Below are 20,573 nucleotides of genomic sequence, written 5' to 3' on the forward strand. Positions count from 1 at the left end.
AATCGTGCAATGCAGCATTATCCCGAATTCACTTTCGGCGAAAAACCTCTCCCGCGGGCAAACAGTCTTGAATGCGAGTCAAGAATGCACGATCTTGCCGCTCAGGCGCTTGAGCGCGAACGTGCCGATGAACGTGAGCGCCGCGCACGCGATCATGAAGTACGCGGGCGCGACCGCCGCACCTGTCCTGCCGATCAGCCAGGTGCCGATCAGCGGCGCCGTGCCGCTGAAGATCGTGAAGCTCAGGTTGAAGGCGATGGCCACGCCGCTGAAGCGCACGCGCGTGGGGAACATGTCGGCGATGATGCAGGCGAAGGTGCCGTTGATGAGCGCCGCGCCCAGGCCGCCCAGCAGCATCAGCACGACCAGATCCATGCGGTGCGCCACGAGCGCCGCGTAGAACGGCAGCGAAAGCGCGATCAGCAGCAGCGCGCCCGCGCGCATCAGCAGGCGGCGCGGCACGCTGTCGCCGATCCAGCCCACCACCAGAATGCCGAGCGACGCCGTGGCGAGCGCCACGTTCTGCGCCACGGCAATGGTGTGCGGCTCGTAATGCAGCACCTTGTCGAGATAGGCGGGCATGTGCGCGAACAACAGGCCGTTGTAGCCCGCCGTGGCCGCCGTCGTTACCACGCCCGCCACCACCGCGCGCCAGTGCTCGCGCCACAGTTCCGCGAACGGATGCTTCGAGGCGAGGCCTTTCATGTGCGCGAACTCGGGCGTTTCCTCGAGCTTGCGGCGCAGCCAGAAGCCGAGCAGCCCGATCAGGCCGCCGAACACGAACGCAATGCGCCAGCCGTACGCGGGCACTTGCGCGGGCGTGAGCGCCGCATGCACCACGAGATTCATGATGGCCGCGAGCAGCACGCCCGAATTCACGCAGAAGAACACGATGCCGCACACGAAGCCCGCGCGGCGCGGCACGGTTTCGACGACATAGGTGATCGAGCCGGGCAACTCGCCGCCAAGGCAGAAACCCTGCACGAGCCGCAAGCCGATCATCGTGAAGGTGGCCGCGAGACCCCAGCTCGCGTAGGGCGGCACGAGCCCCATGCCGATGGTCGAAAGCGACACCACGATCACCGAGACGATGAACACGCGCCGCCGCCCGAAGCGGTCGCCGAACCAGCTCAGCACCGCGCCGCCGATGGGCCGCGAGAGATAGCCGATCGCGAACACCGCGAACGACATCACGAGCGACATCATCGGGTCGAGCATCGAAAAGAACGCCGCGCCGATAAATTGCGCGAACACGCCGTAGACGACGAAATCGTAGAATTCGAGCGCGCCGCCAAGGCTCGCGAGCACGATCAGCCGCCATTGGCCGGCGGTCAGCCTCGCGTGGGATACACCGAGCGCGGGGCTCGATTCGAGTGTGGGCATGGTTGTCTCCGGGTGTTTGTTTTTTCTTTGCCGACGGCGCGCTTTTGCTATGCCGACGCGCCGCCGCTCACGCCTGATCCAGCTCGACGGTCACGATCTGCGAAATATCGGCGTCGGCGAGACCTTGCTCGCAGGCGCGCGCGAGCCAGCGGCGCACGAGCGCGGCGACCGGCAAGAACGTGCCGTTCTCGCGCGCGAACGACTCCACCGCGTCGAGATCCTTGAGCATGGTGCGGATCGTGCCGCTGGGCTGGGCCGGCGCCGCGATCATACGCGGTTGCAGCGTTTGCAGCAGCACCGAATCGGCCCAGCCGCCCGCGAGCGCGGCCGGCAGGCGCGCGGCCTCGATGCCGGTGCGCCGCGCGAGGCGCGTGGCTTCCGCGATGCCGGCGATGGTCGTCATCACGATGGTCTGGTTCGCGAGCTTCGCGGCCTGGCCCGCGCCGCTGGCGCCGAGGCGCGTGACGCGCGCGGCGTAGGCGCGCATCGCGCCGAGCAGGGCGTCGATCGCGTTCGCGTCGCCGCCCGCCATGATCGCGAGCGTGCCCGCCGCCGCGCCCGCCGTGCCGCCCGACACCGGCGCGTCGATCCACGCGCCGCCGGTTTCCTCGCGCCAGCGCCGCGCGAGCGCTTGCGCCTGCGCGGGCGCCATCGTCGAATGATCGACGACGATCAGATCGCGCGGCGCGCCGCGCGCGAGTCCCCGCGAGCCGAACGCAACGGCTTCGACCGCGGCGTAATCGGCGAGACACAGCATGACGGCTTCGCTGTACGCGGCCACTTCGGCGGGCGTTTCGAATGCGCTCGCCGAAGGGTTCGCGGCGCGGTTCGCGGCAACATTCGCGGCAACATTCGCGGCGTCGTTCGCGGCGCTTGCCTGCGCGCTCAGCGACGCACCCAGGGCGTGAGCCTTTTGCGCCGAGCGGTTCCATAGCGCCGTGCGAAAGCCCGCCTCGGCGAGACGCCGCGCCATCGGCAAACCCATCTTGCCGAGGCCGCAAAAACCGACGCGCAAAGCGGGTTCGTCAGCGTGCTGCTTGACGTATTCATCGGCGGACTCCGTGGCGTTCATTCCGTGTCTCCATGCGTGGGGGCGTCGTAGGGCCAGTCGAGATTGCCCGAATGCGTGACCGCGCCGACATTCGCGGGCCGCACCAGCGCCGCGTATTTTTCGAGCACGCCCGCCAGCCGTCTGGGCGCGCGCGGCGCAAGTTGCGCGCGGCGCTGCGCGAGTTCGTCGTCGGAAAGATCGACGTGCAGCACGCCTTCGCGCGCGTCGATGCGAATGCGGTCGCCTTCGCGCAGCAGCGCGATCGGGCCGCCTTGCGCCGCTTCCGGTCCCACGTAGCCGATGCACATGCCGCGGGTCGCGCCGGAGAAGCGTCCGTCGGTGAGCAGCGCGACTTTTTCGCCCATGCCCTGGCCGTAGATGGCGGCCGTCACGCTCAGCATCTCGCGCATGCCGGGACCGCCGCGCGGGCCTTCGTTGCGGATCACGAGCACGTCGCCTTCGCGGTACGTGCGTGCGGCGACCACGGCCATGCAGTCCTCCTCGCATTCGAAAATGCGCGCCGTGCCCGTGAAAGCCAGCGACTTGAGGCCCGCCACTTTCAGGCAGGCGCCTTCGGGCGCGAGGTTGCCGCGCAGGATCACGAGGCCGCCGTTGCGCGAGATCGGCGTGTCGCAGGCGCGCACCACTTCGCCGTCGGGGCCGCCGAAATGCGCGAGCGCTTCGGTGAGCGTCGTGCCGTCGAGCGTGAGCGCGTCGCCGTGCAAGTGGCCGCCCGCGAGCAGCGCGTTGAGCACGGCCGGCACGCCGCCCGCGTGATGCAGGTCCTGCGCGAGATAGCGGCCGCCCGGCTGCAAGTCGCCGATCAGCGGAACGCGCGCGAACACGCGCTCCACGTCGTCGAGCGTGAAGCGGATGCCCGCCTCGTGCGCGATGGCGGGAATGTGCAGGCACGCGTTGGTCGAGCCGCCGGTCGCGGCCACGGCGGCGCAGGCGTTTTCGAGGCTTTTCACGGTGACGAGATCGCGCGGCAGCGGGCCGCCCGAGCGCAACGCGCGCATCACCGTTTCGCCCGCGCGCCGCGAAATGGCGATGCGTTCGCTGTACACGGCGGGCACCATCGCCGAGCCGAGCGGCGCGAGGCCGAGCGTTTCGGCGACCATCGCCATGGTGTTGGCCGTGAACTGGCCGGGGCACGAGCCGGCCGTGGGCGTGCAGCCTTTCTCGATGGCGTCGAGCTGCGCGCGCGCGATGTCGCCGCGCTGCGCCGCGCCCACGGCTTCGATGGCGTTGAGAATGGTCGCCTGGCGTTGCAGGCCGTGGCCCGCGCCGCCGGGAATCGCGCCGGGCGCCACGCCAGGCAGCATCGCGCCGCCGAACAGGAACACGCCGGGCACGTTCACGCGCACCATGCCCATCAGCATGCCGGGCAGCGTCTTGTCGCAGCCGGCCACGCCCACGAGCGCGTCGTAGCCGTGCGCGCGCACGAACAATTCCACGCTGTCGGCGATCACCTCGCGCGAAACGAGGCTCATGCGCATGCCCGCGTGGTTCATCGAGGTGCCGTCGGAAACGGAGATCGCCGAGCCGCGAATCGGCACGCCGCCGCCCGCCGCCACGCCAAGGCGCACGTTGTCGGAAATCTGGTTCAGCGACATGGAGCAGGGCGTGTTCTCGCCGAAGGTGTCGACGATGGCGACGAAGGGCTTCTGCATCGAGGCGTCGTCGAGGCCCGTGGCGCGCAGGAAGGCGCGATGCGGCGCGCGCGTGATGCCGTCGGTGACGCGGCGGGAGCGGTGCTTGTGGAGATCGGTCATGGGTCGTGTGGTGGTTTTTCGGGCGGGCGCGGGCGCGGGCGGGCGACGTCGCGGCGCTCAGACGCTCGCGAGCAGAAAGCCGTTTTCGGCGGCGATCACCTGGCCCGTGATGGCGGGCGCGTGCTCGGTCAGGAAGAACGCGAGATCGGCGATTTCGGCGGGCTGCGAGACGCGCTGGAGCGGCGAGTTCGCGGTCATGCGCGCCAGCACGTCGCGGTATTGCGCGGGTTCGAGCGAGCGCAGCAACAGGCCGTCGTCGACCATGCCGGGCGCGACGGCGTTCACGCGCACGCGCGGCGCGAGCGAGCGCGCGAGCGAGAGCGTCATCGTGTTGACGGCGCCTTTCGACGCCGCGTAGGCGATCGACGAGCCGGTGCCGTTCAGGCCCGCCAGCGACGAGATGTTGACGACGCTCGCGCTGCGCGTCGCGCTTGCCGATTCGCGCAGCCACGGCGCGGCGGCGCGCGTCATCTGAAAGAGGCCGATGGTGTTGACGCGATAGACGCGCTCGAATTCGGCGGCGTCGACCTGGTCGAGCGCGGCGTGCGCAATCACGCGCGTGGTGCCCGCGCAGTTCACGAGCGCGTCGATGCGGCGCCAGCGCGCGGTCACTTCGTCCACGGCGCGCAGGCAGGCTTCGTCCTGGCTCACGTCGGCGTCGAACACGAGCGTTTGCGCGCCGTGCGCGCGGCATTCGTCCTGCACGGCGAGCGCGCTCGCGCGCGTGCTTTCGTCGAAATTGCCGATGGCGACGGACCAGCCCGCGCGCGCGAAACGCACGGCCGTGGCGGCGCCGATGCCGCTTGCCGCGCCCGTGATCATGCAGACCGGCGTTGCGGTGTAGGTCATGGGTAAAGTCCTCGTTGGAAAAGTCGGTGCGGGCGTGCCGCCGGTTACGTCGACGTGCGCGCCGCCGGCTTCGCCGCGGGCACGCGCAGCGTCAGCACGAGCGCCGCGCCCGCGAGGAGCGCCACGGCGATGGCGAGCATGCCGGGCAGCAGCTTGCCGCCGCTCAGGTCCGACAGCCAGCCGACCAGGAACGGGCTCGCGAAGCCCGCGAGATTGCCCGTGCAGTTGATGACGGCAATGGCCGCCGCCGCGCCCGCGCCGCCCATCAGCGCGGTGGGAATGCCCCAGAACAGGGGCGCGATGGAATTGATGCCGATGGCGGCCACGATCAGCGCGATCACGGCCACGGCGGGCGTCGCGGCGAACAGCACGGAAGCGAGCAAACCCGCGGCGCCGATCGCGCAGCACGCGGCCACGGGACGGCGGCGCTCGCCCGAGCGGTCGGCGTGGCGCGCGACGGCGACCATCGCCACGATGCTGATGAGCGAGGGCACCGCCGAGAGCCAGCCGATGTTGCTCACGCTCGCCACGCCGCTCGCCTTGATGATGGTGGGCACCCAGAACGCGAGGCCGTAATTGCCCATCGCGATGCAGAAGTAAAGCAGGCCCAGCAGCCACACGCGCGCGCTCGCGAATGCGCCGCGCACGGTTTCCTCGGGGCGCGAGCGGGCGTCGTCGGCGAGATCGGCGGCGAGCAGCGCTTTTTCCTCGGCGCTCAGCCAGCGCACCGATTCGATGCGGTCGTGCAGCAGGAAGAACGCCGCGAAACCGACGATCAGCGAAGCGAGCCCTTCGACCGCGAACAGCCATTTCCAGCCCGCGAGCCCGTAGGCGCCGCCCAGATGCGCCATCACCCAGCCCGAAAGCGGGCCGCCCACGGCGCCCGAAACCGGAATCGCCGCCATGAAAAGAGCGATGATCTGCGAGCGCCGCGTGGACGGAAACCACTGCGAGAGATACAGCACGATGCCGGGAAAGAAGCCCGCCTCGGCCACGCCCAGCAGGAAGCGCAGCGCGTAGAACGAAGCCGGGCCGCTCGCGAACATCGTGAGCGTGGAAACGATCGACCACGAAATCATGATGCGCGCGATCCAGCGGCGCGCGCCCACGCGGTTGAGGACGAGATTGCTCGGCACCTCGAAGACGAAATAGCCGAGAAAGAAGATGCCTGCGCCCACGCCGTAGACGGTTTCGCTCAAATGCAGATCGCCGAGCATTTGCAGCTTCGCGAAGCTCACGTTCACGCGGTCGATGTAGGCGACCACGAAGGCGAGAAAGAGGAACGGCACGATGCGCCGCGCGAGCTTCGCGTAAAGCGCGAGGCGCGCGGCGTCGCCGGGTTCGGCCGTGGCGGCGGGTGCGGTGAAGGCGTCCGGGCCGAATGACTGGGCACTCATGTCGTCTCCTGTGCGCCGCGGGGGCGCGGTCTTCGTTTCGGGCGGCCTTCGCGGGCGCGGTCCGGGTCTCGACCGGCTTTGTTATGCTTTACCTGCTTAAAAAGCAGCGGCCGGTTTGCAACGCAAGGGTAGCCGCCCGCCACGCGCCGCCGCAAATCACTCTTTCGGTATTGCGCATAACCATATGGTTATGTCGAATACGGGAAACCCCTTATGCAAAACGACGTTTCCATCGACCGGTTCTTTCGCAACGGCCTCAAGCTGCCGCATTTGCGCATTCTGGTCGCGCTGGCGGATCTGGGCCAGGTCACGCGCGTGGCCGCCGCGTTCCACGTGACGCAGCCCGCCATCTCCAAGCAGATCGCGGAAATCGAGCAGGCGATGGGCGTGAGCGTGGTGAACCGCGTGGGCAATGCGCTCGAACTCACGAGCATCGGCGAAGTGCTGGTGGCGTGCGGGCGCGAGATTCTGCGCAACCTCGAACTCGCGCGGCGCGACGTCAACGCGCTGGCGGAAGGCACGGGCGGCCACGTGCGCTTCGGCGCGGTGGTGACGATTCCCGAGCCGATGACGGCCAACGCCGTGCAGCTATTCTTGCGCCGCGCGCCGGCCGCTTCGCTCTCGTTCATCGAAGGCACGCTCGACCGGCTCATGAAAATGCTCGACGAAGGCGAGCTGGATATCGCCATCGGCCGCAACCGTCTTTCGACTTCGCAAACCCAATTGCGCCAGGAAACGCTGCATAGCGAGCCGTTCGTGTTCGTGGCGAGCGCGAATCACACGCTCGGCCGGCTCGACACGCCGGTGGACTGGCCGGACTTGCGCCATTGCCGCTGGATCACGCCGCTGCACGGCTCGCCCGCCTATGCCACGCTGATCGAAACGCTCACTTCGCACGAGATCGCGCCGGGCGCGAGCCATATCGAATCGAGTTCGCTTTCGCTCAACATCACGCTGCTCACGCATGGCGAATTCGTCTCGATCCTGCCGCTTTCGACGGCGCGCGAGCACGCGATGCGAGGCCATTTGCGCGTGCTGCCGCTGGCGCCGCTCGAAGCGCTCACGGAAGTGGTCGCATACTGGCGCGCGGACGCGTTGCAGGGCGCGGGCCAATTGTTCGTCGAATGCCTCAAGGAAGCGGGCGCGGAAATTCGCAAGGAAAGGGCCGCGAACCGTAATTGAATCGACAGGTTCGAGCCGCGCGCGCATGACGGCGTGAGGCGGCGTGAAAGGCGGCATGAAAAGCGGGGGAATTCGGGCGAATACTGAAATGACGCAGAGCTGAGCTAGACTGCATTGCGCACGCCGACGCGCGAGGCGATAAACATAACGCATTCCGCACAGTGGAAACCGACGGACACGAGCCATGAAAGGACAGCTTCAACAGCGGATTCTGGACATGCTGGCGCGCGGCCATTCCGTGCGGGAAACCGGCGAATACATCTGCCGGCATGCGGAACAGCGCGCCGCCGGCGTGCTGTGCTCGATCGTCGTCGTGGATCGCGAGGGCATGCTGCATCCGTTCGCCGGCGCGAGTCTCTCGCCCGATTATTCGTCGGCGCTCGAAGGCATCCGGATCGGCCCCGACGTGGGTTCGTGCGGCACCGCCGCGTTCTTTCGCCATCCCGTTGCCGTACACGATATTTTCGCGGATGCGCGCTGGCTGCCGTATCGCGCGCTCGCCAACGTGCTGCTCGAACGCCACGGCGTGAAAGCGTGCTGGTCGAGCCCGATCGTGCAAAGCGACGGGCGCGTGCTGGGCGCGTTCGGTTTCTACTATCGCGAGCATCGCGGGCCGACCGAGGAAGAACGCGAGATCGTCGCGGACTGCGTCGATCTTTGCTCGCTCGTGCTCGAACGCGAGGAAGTGCGCGCCGAAAACCGGCGGCTCGCCAATTTCGACTGGCTCACCGGCTTCGGTAATCGCGCGAACTTCATCAAGACGCTGGAAAACGCGGTCGGCGAGGCGCGGCGGCCGCTCGGCATCCTGCTCGCCGACATCGACTATCTCGGCCGCGTGAACGACGCTTTCGGTCACGAAGCCGGCGACAAGCTCATTCAGGAAGTGGGCCACGCCATCGCCCGGCTCGCCACGCGCGAAGCCACCTTTCGCGTGGACGCCGACGAATTCGCCGTGCTGCTCGAAGGCGACGATCCGGCCGCGACGCTGCCCGCCATGGCGCGCGGCATTCTCGAAGCGCTGGCGCAGCGCTCGCCGCTCGCGGGCACGCACGCCATTGCGCTTTCGGTGAGCTGCGGCGGCGCGATCTTCGATCTTGCGCGGCCGCAGCCGGTGGGCACTTTGCTCCAGCACGCCAATCTGGCGCTGAATCATGCGAAGCAAACGACGCGCGGCCAGTTCGTGCTTTACGACGCCAGCCTCGCGGGACCGCTCACGCGTCGCATGCGCGTGCTGCAAACGCTCGCGAACGCGCTCGCCGAGGACCGGCTCGAAGCGCACTATCAACCCATCGTGAATCTGCATACGGGCGAGCCGGTCGGCCTGGAAGCGCTATGCCGCGTGCGCACGAAGGACGGCGAGATCATTGCGGCCGGTGCGCTCGCGCAGGCGCTGCACGACCGCTCGATGGGGTATCTCGTCACGGAGCGCATGCTCGATCGCGTTGCGGGCGATCTGCGTTACTGGCTCGATCATGGCGTGCCGGTGCCGCCGGTGAGCGTGAACGTCTCGATGGCGGATTTCGAGCAGCACGATTTGCGCGAGCGCATGCGCGAAGCGTTCGCGCGCTACGGCGTGCCGCTCGACCGCGTCGTGCTCGAAGTGACCGAATCCGTCTACATGAACGAGGGGGAAGGGGAGCGCAAGGTTTCGCGCACGCTCGGCGAATTGCGCCGCGACGGCGTGCTCGTCGCGCTCGACGACTTCGGCACCGGCTACGCGTCGCTCACGCATCTGCTCAACTTTCCCGTCGACATCATCAAGGTCGACAAAAGCTTCGTGGACCGGCTCGCCGTGGGCGGCGCGGGCGGCCTCATCATCAAGGCGCTGCTCGATATCGCGAGCGGGCTGGGCATGCGCATCGTCGCGGAAGGCGTGGAAACGGACACGCAGGCCGCCGATTTGCGGCGCCTCGGCTGCGGTTACGCGCAAGGCTATCTGTTCGGCCGTCCCGCCGACCGCGCAACGACAACCGAAGTGCTGCGGCGGGGCGTAATCCGTTTGAGCGCCTGATTCGCGGGCCGATCCGACCCGCCGGGCGCTTTGTTCCGGCGACGGACGGAACCCGCGCGATGATCGAGAAGATCGTCGCGGCGGACCGTGACGATCCTGCGGTCGCCAAGCGGCTGTCGATCATCGTGAACGTGTATCTCGACGATGTTCGGAGGCGACGCGGATAAATCGGAATGCTTCCATGGCGCGCGCACCGCGCGTCCTCACATTCGGACTGTATCGAGTTCGAACTTCGATACCAAACCTTGCCGCTCTCCCCGTGCGGCAAGGCTTCATGCGCGTTTTGCCCGCCTTGTGCGGGCTTTTTTATTCTGTGTTGGCGAGACGCCACGGGCTATGCCTCGCGCGTTGCCCACTCATAGGACAAGTTCGAAAGAAGCACGCTTTGACGATATTTGAAGGATTTTTACCGAGGGAACCCGAAAAATCTCGCAGATGGGTTAGTGTGGGATTGGGTTGATGAATCGTTGTTACAGGCTGGTATTGAGTCGCGCGCGCAACATGCTCGTCGCCGTTGAGGAAACCGCGACGGGCGCCGGCAAGGCCGGCGAGACGCGGATTAGGGGGCGCGCGCCGGGTTTGGCGGCAGCAGGCGTCGCGCTGCGCCGGCTCCTGCCGGCCGCGTTGCTGGCGCTCGTGCCGATGCTCGCCTTCGCGCAGATCGTCGCGGGCGGCGCGCACGCGCCCAACGTCATCCAGACGCCCAACGGGCTCGATCAGGTGAACATCAATCGACCGTCCGGCGCGGGCGTTTCGGTGAATACCTATAACCGCCTCGACGTGCCGTCGAAGGGCGCGATCCTCAACAACTCGCCCGTCATCGTCCAGACGCAGCAAGGCGGCGTCATCAACGGCAACCCGAACTTCGCGGCGGGCCAGTCGGCGAAGATCATCGTCAACCAGGTCAACAGCGCGAGCGCGTCGCAACTGAACGGCTATCTCGAAGTGGCGGGCAACCGCGCGGAAGTCGTCATTGCGAACCCCTCGGGGATTTCGGTGAACGGCGGCGGCTTCATCAACACGTCGCGCGCGATCCTCACGACCGGCACGCCGAACTACGGCGCGGACGGCTCGCTGACCGGCTTCAGCGTCACGGGCGGCAACATCACGGTCACGGGCGCGGGCATGAACGCGTCGAATGTCGATCAGGTCGATTTGCTTGCGCGCGCCGTGCAGGCGAATGCGGCCATCTACGCGAAGAACCTGAACGTCATCGCGGGCGCGAACAGCATCGACCATGACACGCTGAACACCACGCCGGTTGCTGGCGACGGCCTCGCGCCGGGTCTCTCCATCGACGTGAGCAATCTCGGCGGGATGTACGCGAACCGTATCGTTCTGGTCGGCACCGAGTCGGGCGTCGGGGTGTCGCTCAAGGGCGTAGCGGCGGCGAATGCGGGCGACCTCGTACTTCAGTCCAACGGACAGCTCGTGCTGGGCGGCACGCAGAACGCAAGCGGCAATATCAGCGCGAGCGCGCGCGACGGCATCGACAACAGCGGCACGACCTACGCGCAGCAGAACGTCAGCGTGAGCACGTCGGGCACGCTCAGCAACAGCGGCATGGTCGCGGCGCAGCAGAACACGGCGATCAATGCGGGCGCGGTGAATTCGACCGGTACGCTCGCGGCCGGCGTGAACGGCGACGGTTCACTGGCGCGGTCGGGCGACCTGAACGTGAACGCCTCGGGCACGGTCACGACGACGGGCCGAAACGTTGCGGGCGGCAATGCCTCGATTGGCGGCGCGGCGCTCAACCTCGCCGGCAGCACCACGTCGGCCAATGGCGCCATATCGCTCGCGGCGAATGGTGTCGCAAACGGCGGCACAAACGGCGGCGACCTGAACCTGTCGGGCGCGACCACGACGGCGGGCAGCGCGCTCAATGCGCGCGCGGGCGGCACGCTCACCAACGATCACGGCGCGATGTCCTCGGGCGGCGCGCAGACGGTCACGGCGGGCGCGCTCTCGAACCGCAGCGGCCAGATCGTTTCGGGCGGCGCGTTGACTGAAAACGTTTCGGCCGCGACGAACAATTCGGGCGGCACGATGCAGGCGAACGGCGCGCTCTCGGCGACGTCGGGCTCGCTCGACAATACGGGCGGTCACGTCGCCTCGTTGAATGCCGATGGCGTCAACATGACGACGACCGGCCTGCTCAACAACGGCGCGGGCGGCGCCATCGGCGGCAACGGCAGCGTCGCCTTGCAGGCTGGACAGATTGCGAACGCGGGTTCCCTCACCGCCGTCCAGAGCCTGATTGCATCGGCCGCGCAGACGCTGTTCAACAGCGGCACGTTGGCGGCCAATGCGAACATGACGCTCGCGGCGGGATCGACGCTGACGAACGCAGGCCAGATCGGCGCGGCCGGCGCGCTCGCGCTTTCGGCGGCGACGTTCGACAACAGCGGCGGCACGGCCAGCGCCAGCCAGTTCACGCTGCACGCGGCAAACCTCGTCAATCGCGCGGGCAGCATCACGCAGACTGGAACCGGCACGACGACACTCGACGTAACTGGCACGCTCGACAACTCGGCGGGCGGCACGCTGCAAACCGGCAGCACCGACCTGACGATTGCACCGGCCACGCTCGACAACGACGGCGGCACGATCACGCACGCCGGCAAGGGCACGCTGACCGTGAACGCAGGCGCCGTGTCCAACGTCGGCGGCAAGATCGTGACCAACGGCAAGGCCGCGATCCAGGCGGCAACGTTCAGCAATGCGGCAGGCTCGGTCAACGCGCAGAACGGTCTTGCGGCAACGGTCGCGGGCGCGCTCGACAATGCGAACGGCAAGCTGCTGTCGAACACGGACCTGAGCCTTGCCAGCGGCACGCTGAACAACAACGGCGGGCAGCTTGGCGCGGGCACGAGCGCCACCGTGCGGGCGGGATCGCTGACGAACAGCGGCGGTTCGATGGTCGCGCCGAATCTCTCTGCCACGACCACCGGCACGCTCGACAACAGCGGCGGCAACATCGAGGCGAACCAGCTTGCCCTGGGCGCGACGGACCTGCTGAATCGCGGCGGCACGATCACGCAGTACGGCACGCCGACGATGGGTTTCAACGTCAGCGGCACGTTCGACAACTCGGCGGGCGGCACGCTGCAAACGAACAGCACGGATTTCATGCTCGCGCCGGCCACGCTAGACAACGACGGCGGCACGATCACCCACGCCGGCAAGGGCACGCTGACCGTGAACGCAGGCGCCGTGTCGAACGCCAACGGCAAGATCGTGACCAACGGCAAGGCCACGATCCAGGCGGGAACGCTTAACAACACAGCGGGTTCGGTCAACGCGCAGAACGGTCTGTCGGCGGCGGTCGCGGGCGCGCTCGACAATGCGAACGGCAAGCTGCTGTCGAACGCGGACCTGAGCCTTGCGAGCGGCACGCTGAACAACAACGGCGGGCAGATTGGCGCGGGCACGAACGCCACCGTGCGGGCGGGATCGCTGACGAACAGCGGCGGTTCGATGGTCGCGCCGAATCTCTCTGTCACGACCACCGGCACGCTCGACAACAGCGGCGGCAACATCGAGGCGAACCAGCTCGCCCTGGGCGCGACGGACCTGCTGAATCACGGCGGCACGATTACGCAGTACGGCACGCCGACGATGGGTTTCAACATCAGCGGCACGTTCGACAATTCGAACGGCGGCACGCTGCAAGCCAACAGCATCGACCTGACGATTGCGCCGGCCACGCTCGACAACGACGGCGGCAAGATTCTGCACGCTGGAACCGGCACGCTGACGCTCACGCCGGGCAACGGCGCGGGCGCGCTCTCGAATGCCGGCGGACAGATCATCACGGCGGGGCAGCTTGCCGCTCAGGCCGGCAGCCTGAACAACGCAAACGGCATCCTTGCCGCACAGGGCAAACTCGCGGCGAACATTGCGGGCGATGCGAACAACACGCAAGGCGCTATCCGCGCGCTCGGCTCGGCGTCGCTGACGACGGGCGGCACGCTGACGAACACGAACGGACAGATTCAGTCCGGCACGGGCGCGGCGGGTGACGCCAGCACGCTCGCGATCCAGGCCGCGTCAGTCGGCAACACGAACGGTCTCGTCGGCAATCTCGGCGCGGGCGATACGACCATCCAGGCTGCAAACCAGATCGGCAACAGCGGCGGCGTCATGACCGGCAACGGCAACGTCTCCGTCGATACCTCGGCGCTCGTGAACACGCAGAACGGCCAGGTCAGCGGCGCGAACGTCGCCATTCAGGCCGATACGGTCGATAACAGCGCAGGCCGGATCGGCAGCTTCTCCGGTTCGAACGGCGATGTCACCGTCAACGCGACGGGCGCGGTCACGAACACGAACGGCCAGATCGGCGCGACACACAATCTTTCCGTCAACGCAGCCGCGCTCACGGGCGGCGGCGCATACAGCGCAGCCAACGATGTCGCGGTCAGCGTCCAGGGCGATTTCGCGCCCACGCCTGACTTGCAGTTCGCAGCCGGCCACGACCTGACCTTTACGCTGCCGGGCACGTTCACCAACGGCGCGACGCTCGAAGCCGCGAACAACCTCGGCATCAATGCGGGCGACATCGAAAACACCGGCGTCATGATGGCGGGCGGCACGCTCGCGACGCATTCGAACACGCTCACGAATACCGGCGCGATGATCGGCGGCAGCGTGTCGCTGAACGCGAACAGCACGATTGCCAACGTCGGCGCGAGCGCACTGATCGGCGCGACCGACAGCAACGGCACGCTCGAACTGCTCGCGCAGGACATCGAGAACCGCGACGACACCACGGCCACCGACACCCAGGCGACGACGGCGATTTACGGTCTCGGCAAGGTCGTGCTCGCGGGCGGCAAGGACGCGAACGGCAACTACACGAACGCGAACCTGATCCGCAACCAGTCGGCGCTGATCGAATCGGCGGGCGACATGGAACTGCGCGCGGGCCAGGTCACGAACACGCGCACGACGATGACGACGACGGGCCTGAACCAGCCCGTCGATCCCGTGCTGATCGACAGCCTCGGCATCAGCCTGTCGGGCTGTATCTCGACGAACATGGCGGCGTGCGCGGCGAATCACCCGTTTGTCGGCTGGATCAATGGCAATGACGGCCTCATCGGCGGCGTGCCCGTCGATCCGCCGCATGGCGGCCAGTGGAACAGCGGCTGGCAGTACACGACGTACACGGGCGTTGCGGTGGCGAACCTCATCGCCGGCCTCAGCCCGCAGGCGCAGATCGTGGCGGGCGGCAATCTCGATGCGTCGAATGTCGGCATGTTCCAGAACTACTGGAGCGCGGTCACGGCGGCCGGCAACATCGCCGCGCCGGTGTCGCTCGACCAGAATAGCTGGCAAGGCCAGAGCGCGCCCGAAGTGCAGGTGACGTACTCGGGCGAATACCACTATCGCAACTACGACGGCAGCATCGCGGACTGGACGCTGCCGTTCGGCGACGCGCCGTTTACCGGTTCGCATCCCGGCGGCTACACGCAGGCCGCGCCGGCCGATATCCGCTACTACTTGTTGCCGGGCTACGAATCGAGCTTCGTCGCGGGCGGCACGCTCTCGGGCTCGGGCATCAGCATCGACAACACGGCCGGCAACGCGGGCATTCCGTCGATGGGACTCGCGCCGGGTCAGGCCATGTCGGGCGTGACCATCGGCGGCCTGAGCGGCAATGCGGGCGGCGCGACATCGGGCGCCTCGTCGGTCACAGGCAACGCGAGCGGCGCGAAATCCGGCGCGGCATCGGTCAACGGAGGCTCCCGCACGGTCGATCCGGCCATCGCGAGCGCGACCGCGCAGAACGTGCTGCAAAACCTCACGGTGCCCCAGGGCGGTCTGTTCAGGCCGACGACGACACCAGGCGCGACCTACCTCATCGAAGGCAACCCGGCCTTCACGAACGCGAAAACATTCATCTCCAGCGATTACTACCTGCAACAGCTCGGCCTCAATCCGCAGACGACGGAAAAGCGTCTCGGCGACGGCATGTACGAGCAGCAGCTTGTGCGCAACCAGGTGACGGCGCTCACGGGCAAGGCCGTGCTCGGCCCGTACACCGATATCCAGTCGATGTACCAGTCGATGCTTGCCGCAGGCGCATCGCTCGCGCAGTCGCTGAATTTGCCGCTCGGCATGAGCCTTTCCGCCGAACAGGTCGCGCAACTGACGGGCAACGTCATCATCATGCAGACCGAAGTCGTTGACGGTCAGTCCGTGCTGGTGCCGGTCGTCTATCTGGCGAAGGCGAGCCAGCAGAACATGAACGGCCCGCTGATCGCGGCCACCGACATCGACATCCAGAACGCGCAGACCTTCACCAACAGCGGCACGGTGCAGGCCGGCAATACACTGTCGATCCAGGGCAGCCAGATCAACAACGCGTTCGGCACGCTGCAAAGCGGCGGACTCATGTCGCTGACGACGGCGGGCAACGTCGACCTGACTTCGGCGACGGTGAACGCGGGCAGCCTCGCGCTGGTCGCGGGCGGCGACGTGCTGCTGAACACGGCGGTCAAGACGGTCGACCAGGTGAGCGCGACGGGGGCAACGCGCACCACGACCACGCTCGGGCCGGTTGCGAACCTGAATGTGGCGGGCAACGCGGCCATCGTGACGGGCGGCAACTTCGAGCAGAACGCGGCGAACCTGAACGTCGGCGGCAATCTCGGCATGGCGGTCGGCGGCAACTACGACATCGGCTCGGTGCAGACCGGCGAACACAAGGTTGTCGAGCGCGCGAACGGCGTGTCGAACACGAGCATCAACCAGACGACGGGCAGTTCGATCAATGTCGGCGGCGTTTCGCAGATTGGCGTGGGCGGCGACCTGACGGCGACGGGCGCGAACATCAACCTTGGCGGCGGCGGCGTGGTCGCAGCGAACGGCAACGTGACGCTTCAGGCCGCGAAGGCGACTTCGACCGTCGACAGCAACAGCGCGGGCAGCGACAGTCACGGCAGCTACTCGGAGTCGAAACACACTTCCGACGATACGCTCACGGCGACGACGCTCAATGCGGGCAATTCGCTGACCGTGGCATCGGGCAAGGATATCGACGTCACCGGCAGCGCGCTCACGCTCGACAAGGGCACGGCCACGCTCGCGGCGACGGGCAACGTCAACATCGGCGCGGTGACGGAAACGCACGTCGAGAACGGACAGGAGCAGCACAGCCACAGCAACGTCGTGAGCGGCAAGCAGGTGCAGAGTTCGAGCGATACCACGGCGACGCTCTCGCAAGGCAGCCTGGTATCGGCCGACGCGGTGCAGATTGCGGGCGGCAGGGATATCAACGTCGCGGGCAGTACGATTGCCGGTACGAACGATGTTGCGCTCAGCGCCGAGCATGACGTGAACATCACGACGACGCAGGACACGGTGCAGTCGTCGAGTACGTATCAGGAGAAGCGCACCGGCCTCGGCACGAGCGGCCTGACGGTGACGGTGGGTACGAACAAGCTCGCGACGACGAGCGAGCAGTCGAGCGTCACCAACAACGCGAGTACGGTCGGCTCGATCAATGGCGACCTGTCGATCCAGGCGGGCAACACCCTGCATGTTACGGGCAGCGATCTTGTTGCGGGCGGCAATCTCGCGGGCACGGCGGCGAACGTCATCATCGACGCCGCTACTGACTCGTCGCACCAGGCGCAGACGCAGAAGCAGAGCAGCAGCGGTCTCGCGATTGGACTTGCAGGTTCAGTGGGCGATGCGATCAACAATGCGTATTCCGAAAGTCAGGCGGCGAAGAGTTCCACCAGCACCGGCAACGACCGCGCCGCAGCGCTGCACGGTATCGCGGCGGCGAGCGATATCCTCACAGCAGCGGGTGGCGCGATGACCACAGCCGCTGGCAAAAAAACGGATATCGGCATCCAAGTCAGCATCGGTTCGAGCAAGAGTCAAAGCCAGTCGTCGGAAGACCAGACGACGCAACGCGGTACCAGCATTCAGGCGGGCGGGACCGCGGGACTCATTGCAACGAACGGCGACCTGACCATCGCCGGGTCAAACGTGAACGCGAATGATGTCGTTCTCGCAGCGAAAAATCAGGTGAACGTCATCAACACGACGGACACGGATTCGATGCGTAGTTCGAACAGTTCCAGTAGTGCGAGTGTCGGCGTTCAGGCGTCGATGCTCGGCGGCTTCGGTGTTTCTGCGGCAATGGCGAACGCGCACGGCGACGCGAACAGCGATGCGTCGATCCAGAATGCTTCACACGTTACGGGTGCGAATAGCGTTACCGTCGTCTCGGGTGGCGATACGAACATCACCGGCTCGCAGATCAGCGGCAAGCAGATCAATGCGGACGTGGGCGGCAACCTGAACATCGTCAGTGTGCAGGACGTGACGAACAGCGCCGCGCACCAGAGCAGCGCGGGCGGCGGCGTCACGATCAGCCAGGGCGGCGGCAGCGCAAGTTTCAGCGCGCAGAACGGGCACGCCGATTCGAACTACGCAGGCGTGAACGAGCAGGCCGGGATTTACGCGGGGAACGGTGGATTCAACGTCAACGTCAAGGGCAACACTGGCCTGTCCGGCGCGGTCATTGCGAGTACCGCAGACGCCTCGAAGAACAGCCTCACCACCGGCACGCTCACCTACAGCGACATCGAGAACCAGTCGCACTACAGTGCCAACAGCAACGGCATCAGCGCGGGCGCGGGCGTAGGCAATACGGGCAAGTCAGTCGGCCCTGGTTCGGTCAGCAACGGCGGCGGCATTTCGCCGATGCTTCCGCAGAACGCAAGCGGCGACCAAAGCGGGACAACGCGCAGCGCAGTAAGCGCGGGCACCATTACGGTTACGGATACCGCGCACCAGACGCAGAACGTTGCGGGCCTGAGCCGCGATACCACGGACACGAACGGCAAGGTCGCAAACACGCCGGATGTGAATGCACTACTGAACCAGCAGGCAGACCGGATGAACGCGGCACAGGCAGCGGGCCAGGCGGTTGCGCAGCGTATCGGCGATTACGCGAATGCACAGGAAAAGGCAACCGGCGATCCTGAGTGGGCGGAAGGCGGAAACAAGCGCGCAGCGATGCAGGCCGCAGGAGCGGCAGTCGTGGCGGGCCTTGGTGGCGGCGTGGCGAGCGCTGTCGAAGGTGCAGCGGGTGCGGCCATCGGTTCCAAGATGGGCCGCGAACTCAACAAAGTCAGCGACTCGATTGCGGCGTCGAATCCGACCGGCGATGCGAACGTGAATCAGGCGCTCGGGAACATCGTCGCGAACGTCATCGCGACCGGCGCGGGTGCGGCTGCGGGCGGTGCGGGTGCATTCTCCAGTTCGGACGTGGACCGCTACAACCGGCAATTGCATCCAGAAGAAAAGACGCTCGCGAAGCAACTCGCCGACAAGAGCGGCGGCAAATATACGCAAGCGCAAATCCAGGACCAGATGCGTATCATGGGCGTCAGCGACAACGGCACGAGCGAATCTGGCGCGCCGACGACGCTGATTGGTCAGGCACCCACGGATTCCGGCGCGAAGTGGATATCGGGCGGCACGACGGCGAATGGTCAACCAATCCTGACGCAAGTGACCGCGCAGGCCGATCCAGCGTTGCAGTCCTATATTCTCTCGAACTACAACAGCGCATCGTCAGGACAAGTGCCGAGTCAGTTCACGTATCAACAGACGGGCAGCGGCTCGATGAATGTCACCGGGCCGTTTACAAAATTCGACCAGTCAGATGCGCAGTTCGTACGAAGCACGGCTGGAGCCGTCGCGGGCTTCGGTGCTACTCAACTAGACCGCACCGCTGCATTTGCGACGGCGTTTGAGGCTGCGGGCTCACCAATTCCCTACGTCTCTGTGTCGGCCGGAACCATTGCAGTCGGTGCCACTTTCGGTTCATGGCTCTTGAATGGCGTCCAACAGGCGGCTACCCCAAACACAGGAAACTACGCAGTTTCAACGGCAATCGGCCAAATGACCGGAGCACTTAGCAATCGTTATCCAGTAGCTGCACCGGTAATCAATGAATTTGGCAACATAACGAGCAACAGCGGGCAAGCTCAGAATGCGCAGGAATGGGTGAACAACAATTGGTCGAAGCTAATAGGACATTTCCAGTGAGCAAGATTAAGTTCATTGTGGACGGAAACATCTCAGAGTGGGGCCGAATCGGTCTAATCATCTTGGGGATCGGAATGTTTGGCTGTGGTATTGGGCTTGACTTTTTGCCGCGGCCAATAGCCCTCGCATTCGCGATCTTGGGCTTGCCCATCGCCGGGATTGGCGGGTATGCCTCACGCGCGGGCGCACTCGGACTGAAGCCCTTCGACAACAGCTACAAAAAAGCGCGCAAAAGTTACGAAACGAAGGACGACGAGGACAAGAAGTGAGCGGCGCACTACTAGCAATAACGGTCTGCCTGCTACTTCTAGGCGTTGCGTCTTTACGGCGCCTCTCCCTTTTCGCCGGAGCAAAGCAGCACAGGAGCAAGGGGCGCGTCATGCGGAAATGGGTGATCCCCGAACACCGCGAATGGCAAGGGAAAGCATATGTCACGATGCCAGCAAAGGACACACTCGAAATAGCTGTCGAGAATCACTCTTTGCAATTCTCCCCGATTCCTTGGAAATATGACCGAGTTCACGAAGGCGACGATGTCGATGTTGCTCTCCAGAGGGGGCGTTTCGGCAACGAGATACGAATTCTCGACATAGAGCCGTTCTAGTATGAATCAATTGGCTTGTGGCATCTGGTCGTTGATTCAGCACGGAATTGAGCAGTACGAGCGCGAGCATGGGCGTAAGCCCGTCGCGCTCATCCTGCATCCCGCGCACGTTGACGAATTCACACGCGGTTCCGAAAGCGATCCGGCCGAGCTCGACGGCGTCGCTGTGATCGTGAGTCCGCTATTTTCTGTGGCCGCGCCCTCGGACGAAGACGGCAATACATACGAGCTGTAACCCTGG

General features: G+C 66.1%; 10 protein-coding genes. 5 read left to right on the forward strand and 5 right to left on the reverse strand.

The features are described from left to right. Window positions 1–78: 78 nt before the first annotated feature. From U5805_RS14825 to U5805_RS14845, 5 genes are all read right to left on the reverse strand, one after another. A complete protein-coding gene (locus U5805_RS14825; protein WP_322104232.1) occupies window positions 79–1,383 on the reverse strand; it encodes an MFS transporter in 1,305 nt (434 codons plus the stop codon). Between the two features lie 67 nt (window positions 1,384–1,450). Continuing rightward, window positions 1,451–2,455, reverse strand: a complete 1,005-nt coding sequence (locus U5805_RS14830) for an NAD(P)-dependent oxidoreductase (RefSeq protein WP_322104233.1) — start codon at window positions 2,453–2,455, stop codon at window positions 1,451–1,453. Next, complete coding sequence (gene ilvD, locus U5805_RS14835; protein WP_322104234.1) at window positions 2,452–4,209, reverse strand: dihydroxy-acid dehydratase; 1,758 nt, start codon at window positions 4,207–4,209, stop codon at window positions 2,452–2,454. Before ilvD ends, U5805_RS14830 begins: the two co-directional genes overlap by 4 nt. A 57-nt stretch (window positions 4,210–4,266) precedes the next feature. Then, complete coding sequence (locus U5805_RS14840) at window positions 4,267–5,058, reverse strand: SDR family oxidoreductase (RefSeq protein ID WP_322104235.1); 792 nt, start codon at window positions 5,056–5,058, stop codon at window positions 4,267–4,269. A gap of 44 nt (window positions 5,059–5,102) precedes the next feature. Further along, window positions 5,103–6,455, reverse strand: a complete 1,353-nt coding sequence (locus U5805_RS14845) for an MFS transporter (RefSeq protein WP_322104236.1) — start codon at window positions 6,453–6,455, stop codon at window positions 5,103–5,105. A 213-nt stretch (window positions 6,456–6,668) separates the two neighbouring features. Here U5805_RS14845 and U5805_RS14850 point away from each other — a divergent pair, with 213 nt between their 5' ends. The 5 genes from U5805_RS14850 (at window position 6,669) to U5805_RS14870 (ending at window position 20,567) form a co-directional block, all read left to right on the forward strand. Next, window positions 6,669–7,637, forward strand: a complete 969-nt coding sequence (locus U5805_RS14850; protein ID WP_322104237.1) for a LysR family transcriptional regulator — start codon at window positions 6,669–6,671, stop codon at window positions 7,635–7,637. 184 nt (window positions 7,638–7,821) lie between these two features. After that, window positions 7,822–9,648: a putative bifunctional diguanylate cyclase/phosphodiesterase gene (locus tag U5805_RS14855; protein WP_322104238.1), complete on the forward strand. Its 1,827-nt coding sequence runs from the start codon at window positions 7,822–7,824 to the stop codon at window positions 9,646–9,648. A 501-nt stretch (window positions 9,649–10,149) separates the two neighbouring features. Continuing rightward, a complete protein-coding gene (locus U5805_RS14860) occupies window positions 10,150–19,728 on the forward strand; it encodes a beta strand repeat-containing protein (protein ID WP_415914600.1) in 9,579 nt (3,192 codons plus the stop codon). Next, window positions 19,725–19,997, forward strand: coding sequence for a hypothetical protein (locus U5805_RS14865; RefSeq protein WP_322104240.1), 273 nt, complete (start codon window positions 19,725–19,727; stop codon window positions 19,995–19,997). Before U5805_RS14860 ends, U5805_RS14865 begins: the two co-directional genes overlap by 4 nt. A 336-nt stretch (window positions 19,998–20,333) precedes the next feature. Continuing rightward, window positions 20,334–20,567 carry a hypothetical protein gene (locus tag U5805_RS14870; protein WP_322104241.1) on the forward strand — a complete coding sequence of 78 codons (234 nt, stop codon included), beginning with the start codon at window positions 20,334–20,336 and terminating at the stop codon, window positions 20,565–20,567. Window positions 20,568–20,573 lie beyond the last annotated feature (6 nt).

Origin of the sequence: Paraburkholderia sp. J41, assembly GCF_905220235.1 — a bacterium.
Classification (GTDB): Bacteria; Pseudomonadota; Gammaproteobacteria; order Burkholderiales; family Burkholderiaceae; genus Paraburkholderia.

Excerpts from the sequence above, each read along its gene's own strand:
- U5805_RS14850 (WP_322104237.1), top strand. The coding sequence starts at position 6,669 with ATGCAAAACGACGTTTCCATCGACCGGTTCTTTCGCAACGGCCTCAAG.
- U5805_RS14830 (WP_322104233.1), bottom strand. The coding sequence starts at position 2,455 with ATGAACGCCACGGAGTCCGCCGATGAATACGTCAAGCAGCACGCTGAC.
- U5805_RS14825 (WP_322104232.1), bottom strand. The coding sequence starts at position 1,383 with ATGCCCACACTCGAATCGAGCCCCGCGCTCGGTGTATCCCACGCGAGG.
- U5805_RS14855 (WP_322104238.1), top strand. The coding sequence starts at position 7,822 with ATGAAAGGACAGCTTCAACAGCGGATTCTGGACATGCTGGCGCGCGGC.
- U5805_RS14870 (WP_322104241.1), top strand. The coding sequence starts at position 20,334 with ATGAATCAATTGGCTTGTGGCATCTGGTCGTTGATTCAGCACGGAATT.
- U5805_RS14860 (WP_415914600.1), top strand. The coding sequence starts at position 10,150 with ATGCTCGTCGCCGTTGAGGAAACCGCGACGGGCGCCGGCAAGGCCGGC.
- U5805_RS14845 (WP_322104236.1), bottom strand. The coding sequence starts at position 6,455 with ATGAGTGCCCAGTCATTCGGCCCGGACGCCTTCACCGCACCCGCCGCC.
- U5805_RS14840 (WP_322104235.1), bottom strand. The coding sequence starts at position 5,058 with ATGACCTACACCGCAACGCCGGTCTGCATGATCACGGGCGCGGCAAGC.
- ilvD (WP_322104234.1), bottom strand. The coding sequence starts at position 4,209 with ATGACCGATCTCCACAAGCACCGCTCCCGCCGCGTCACCGACGGCATC.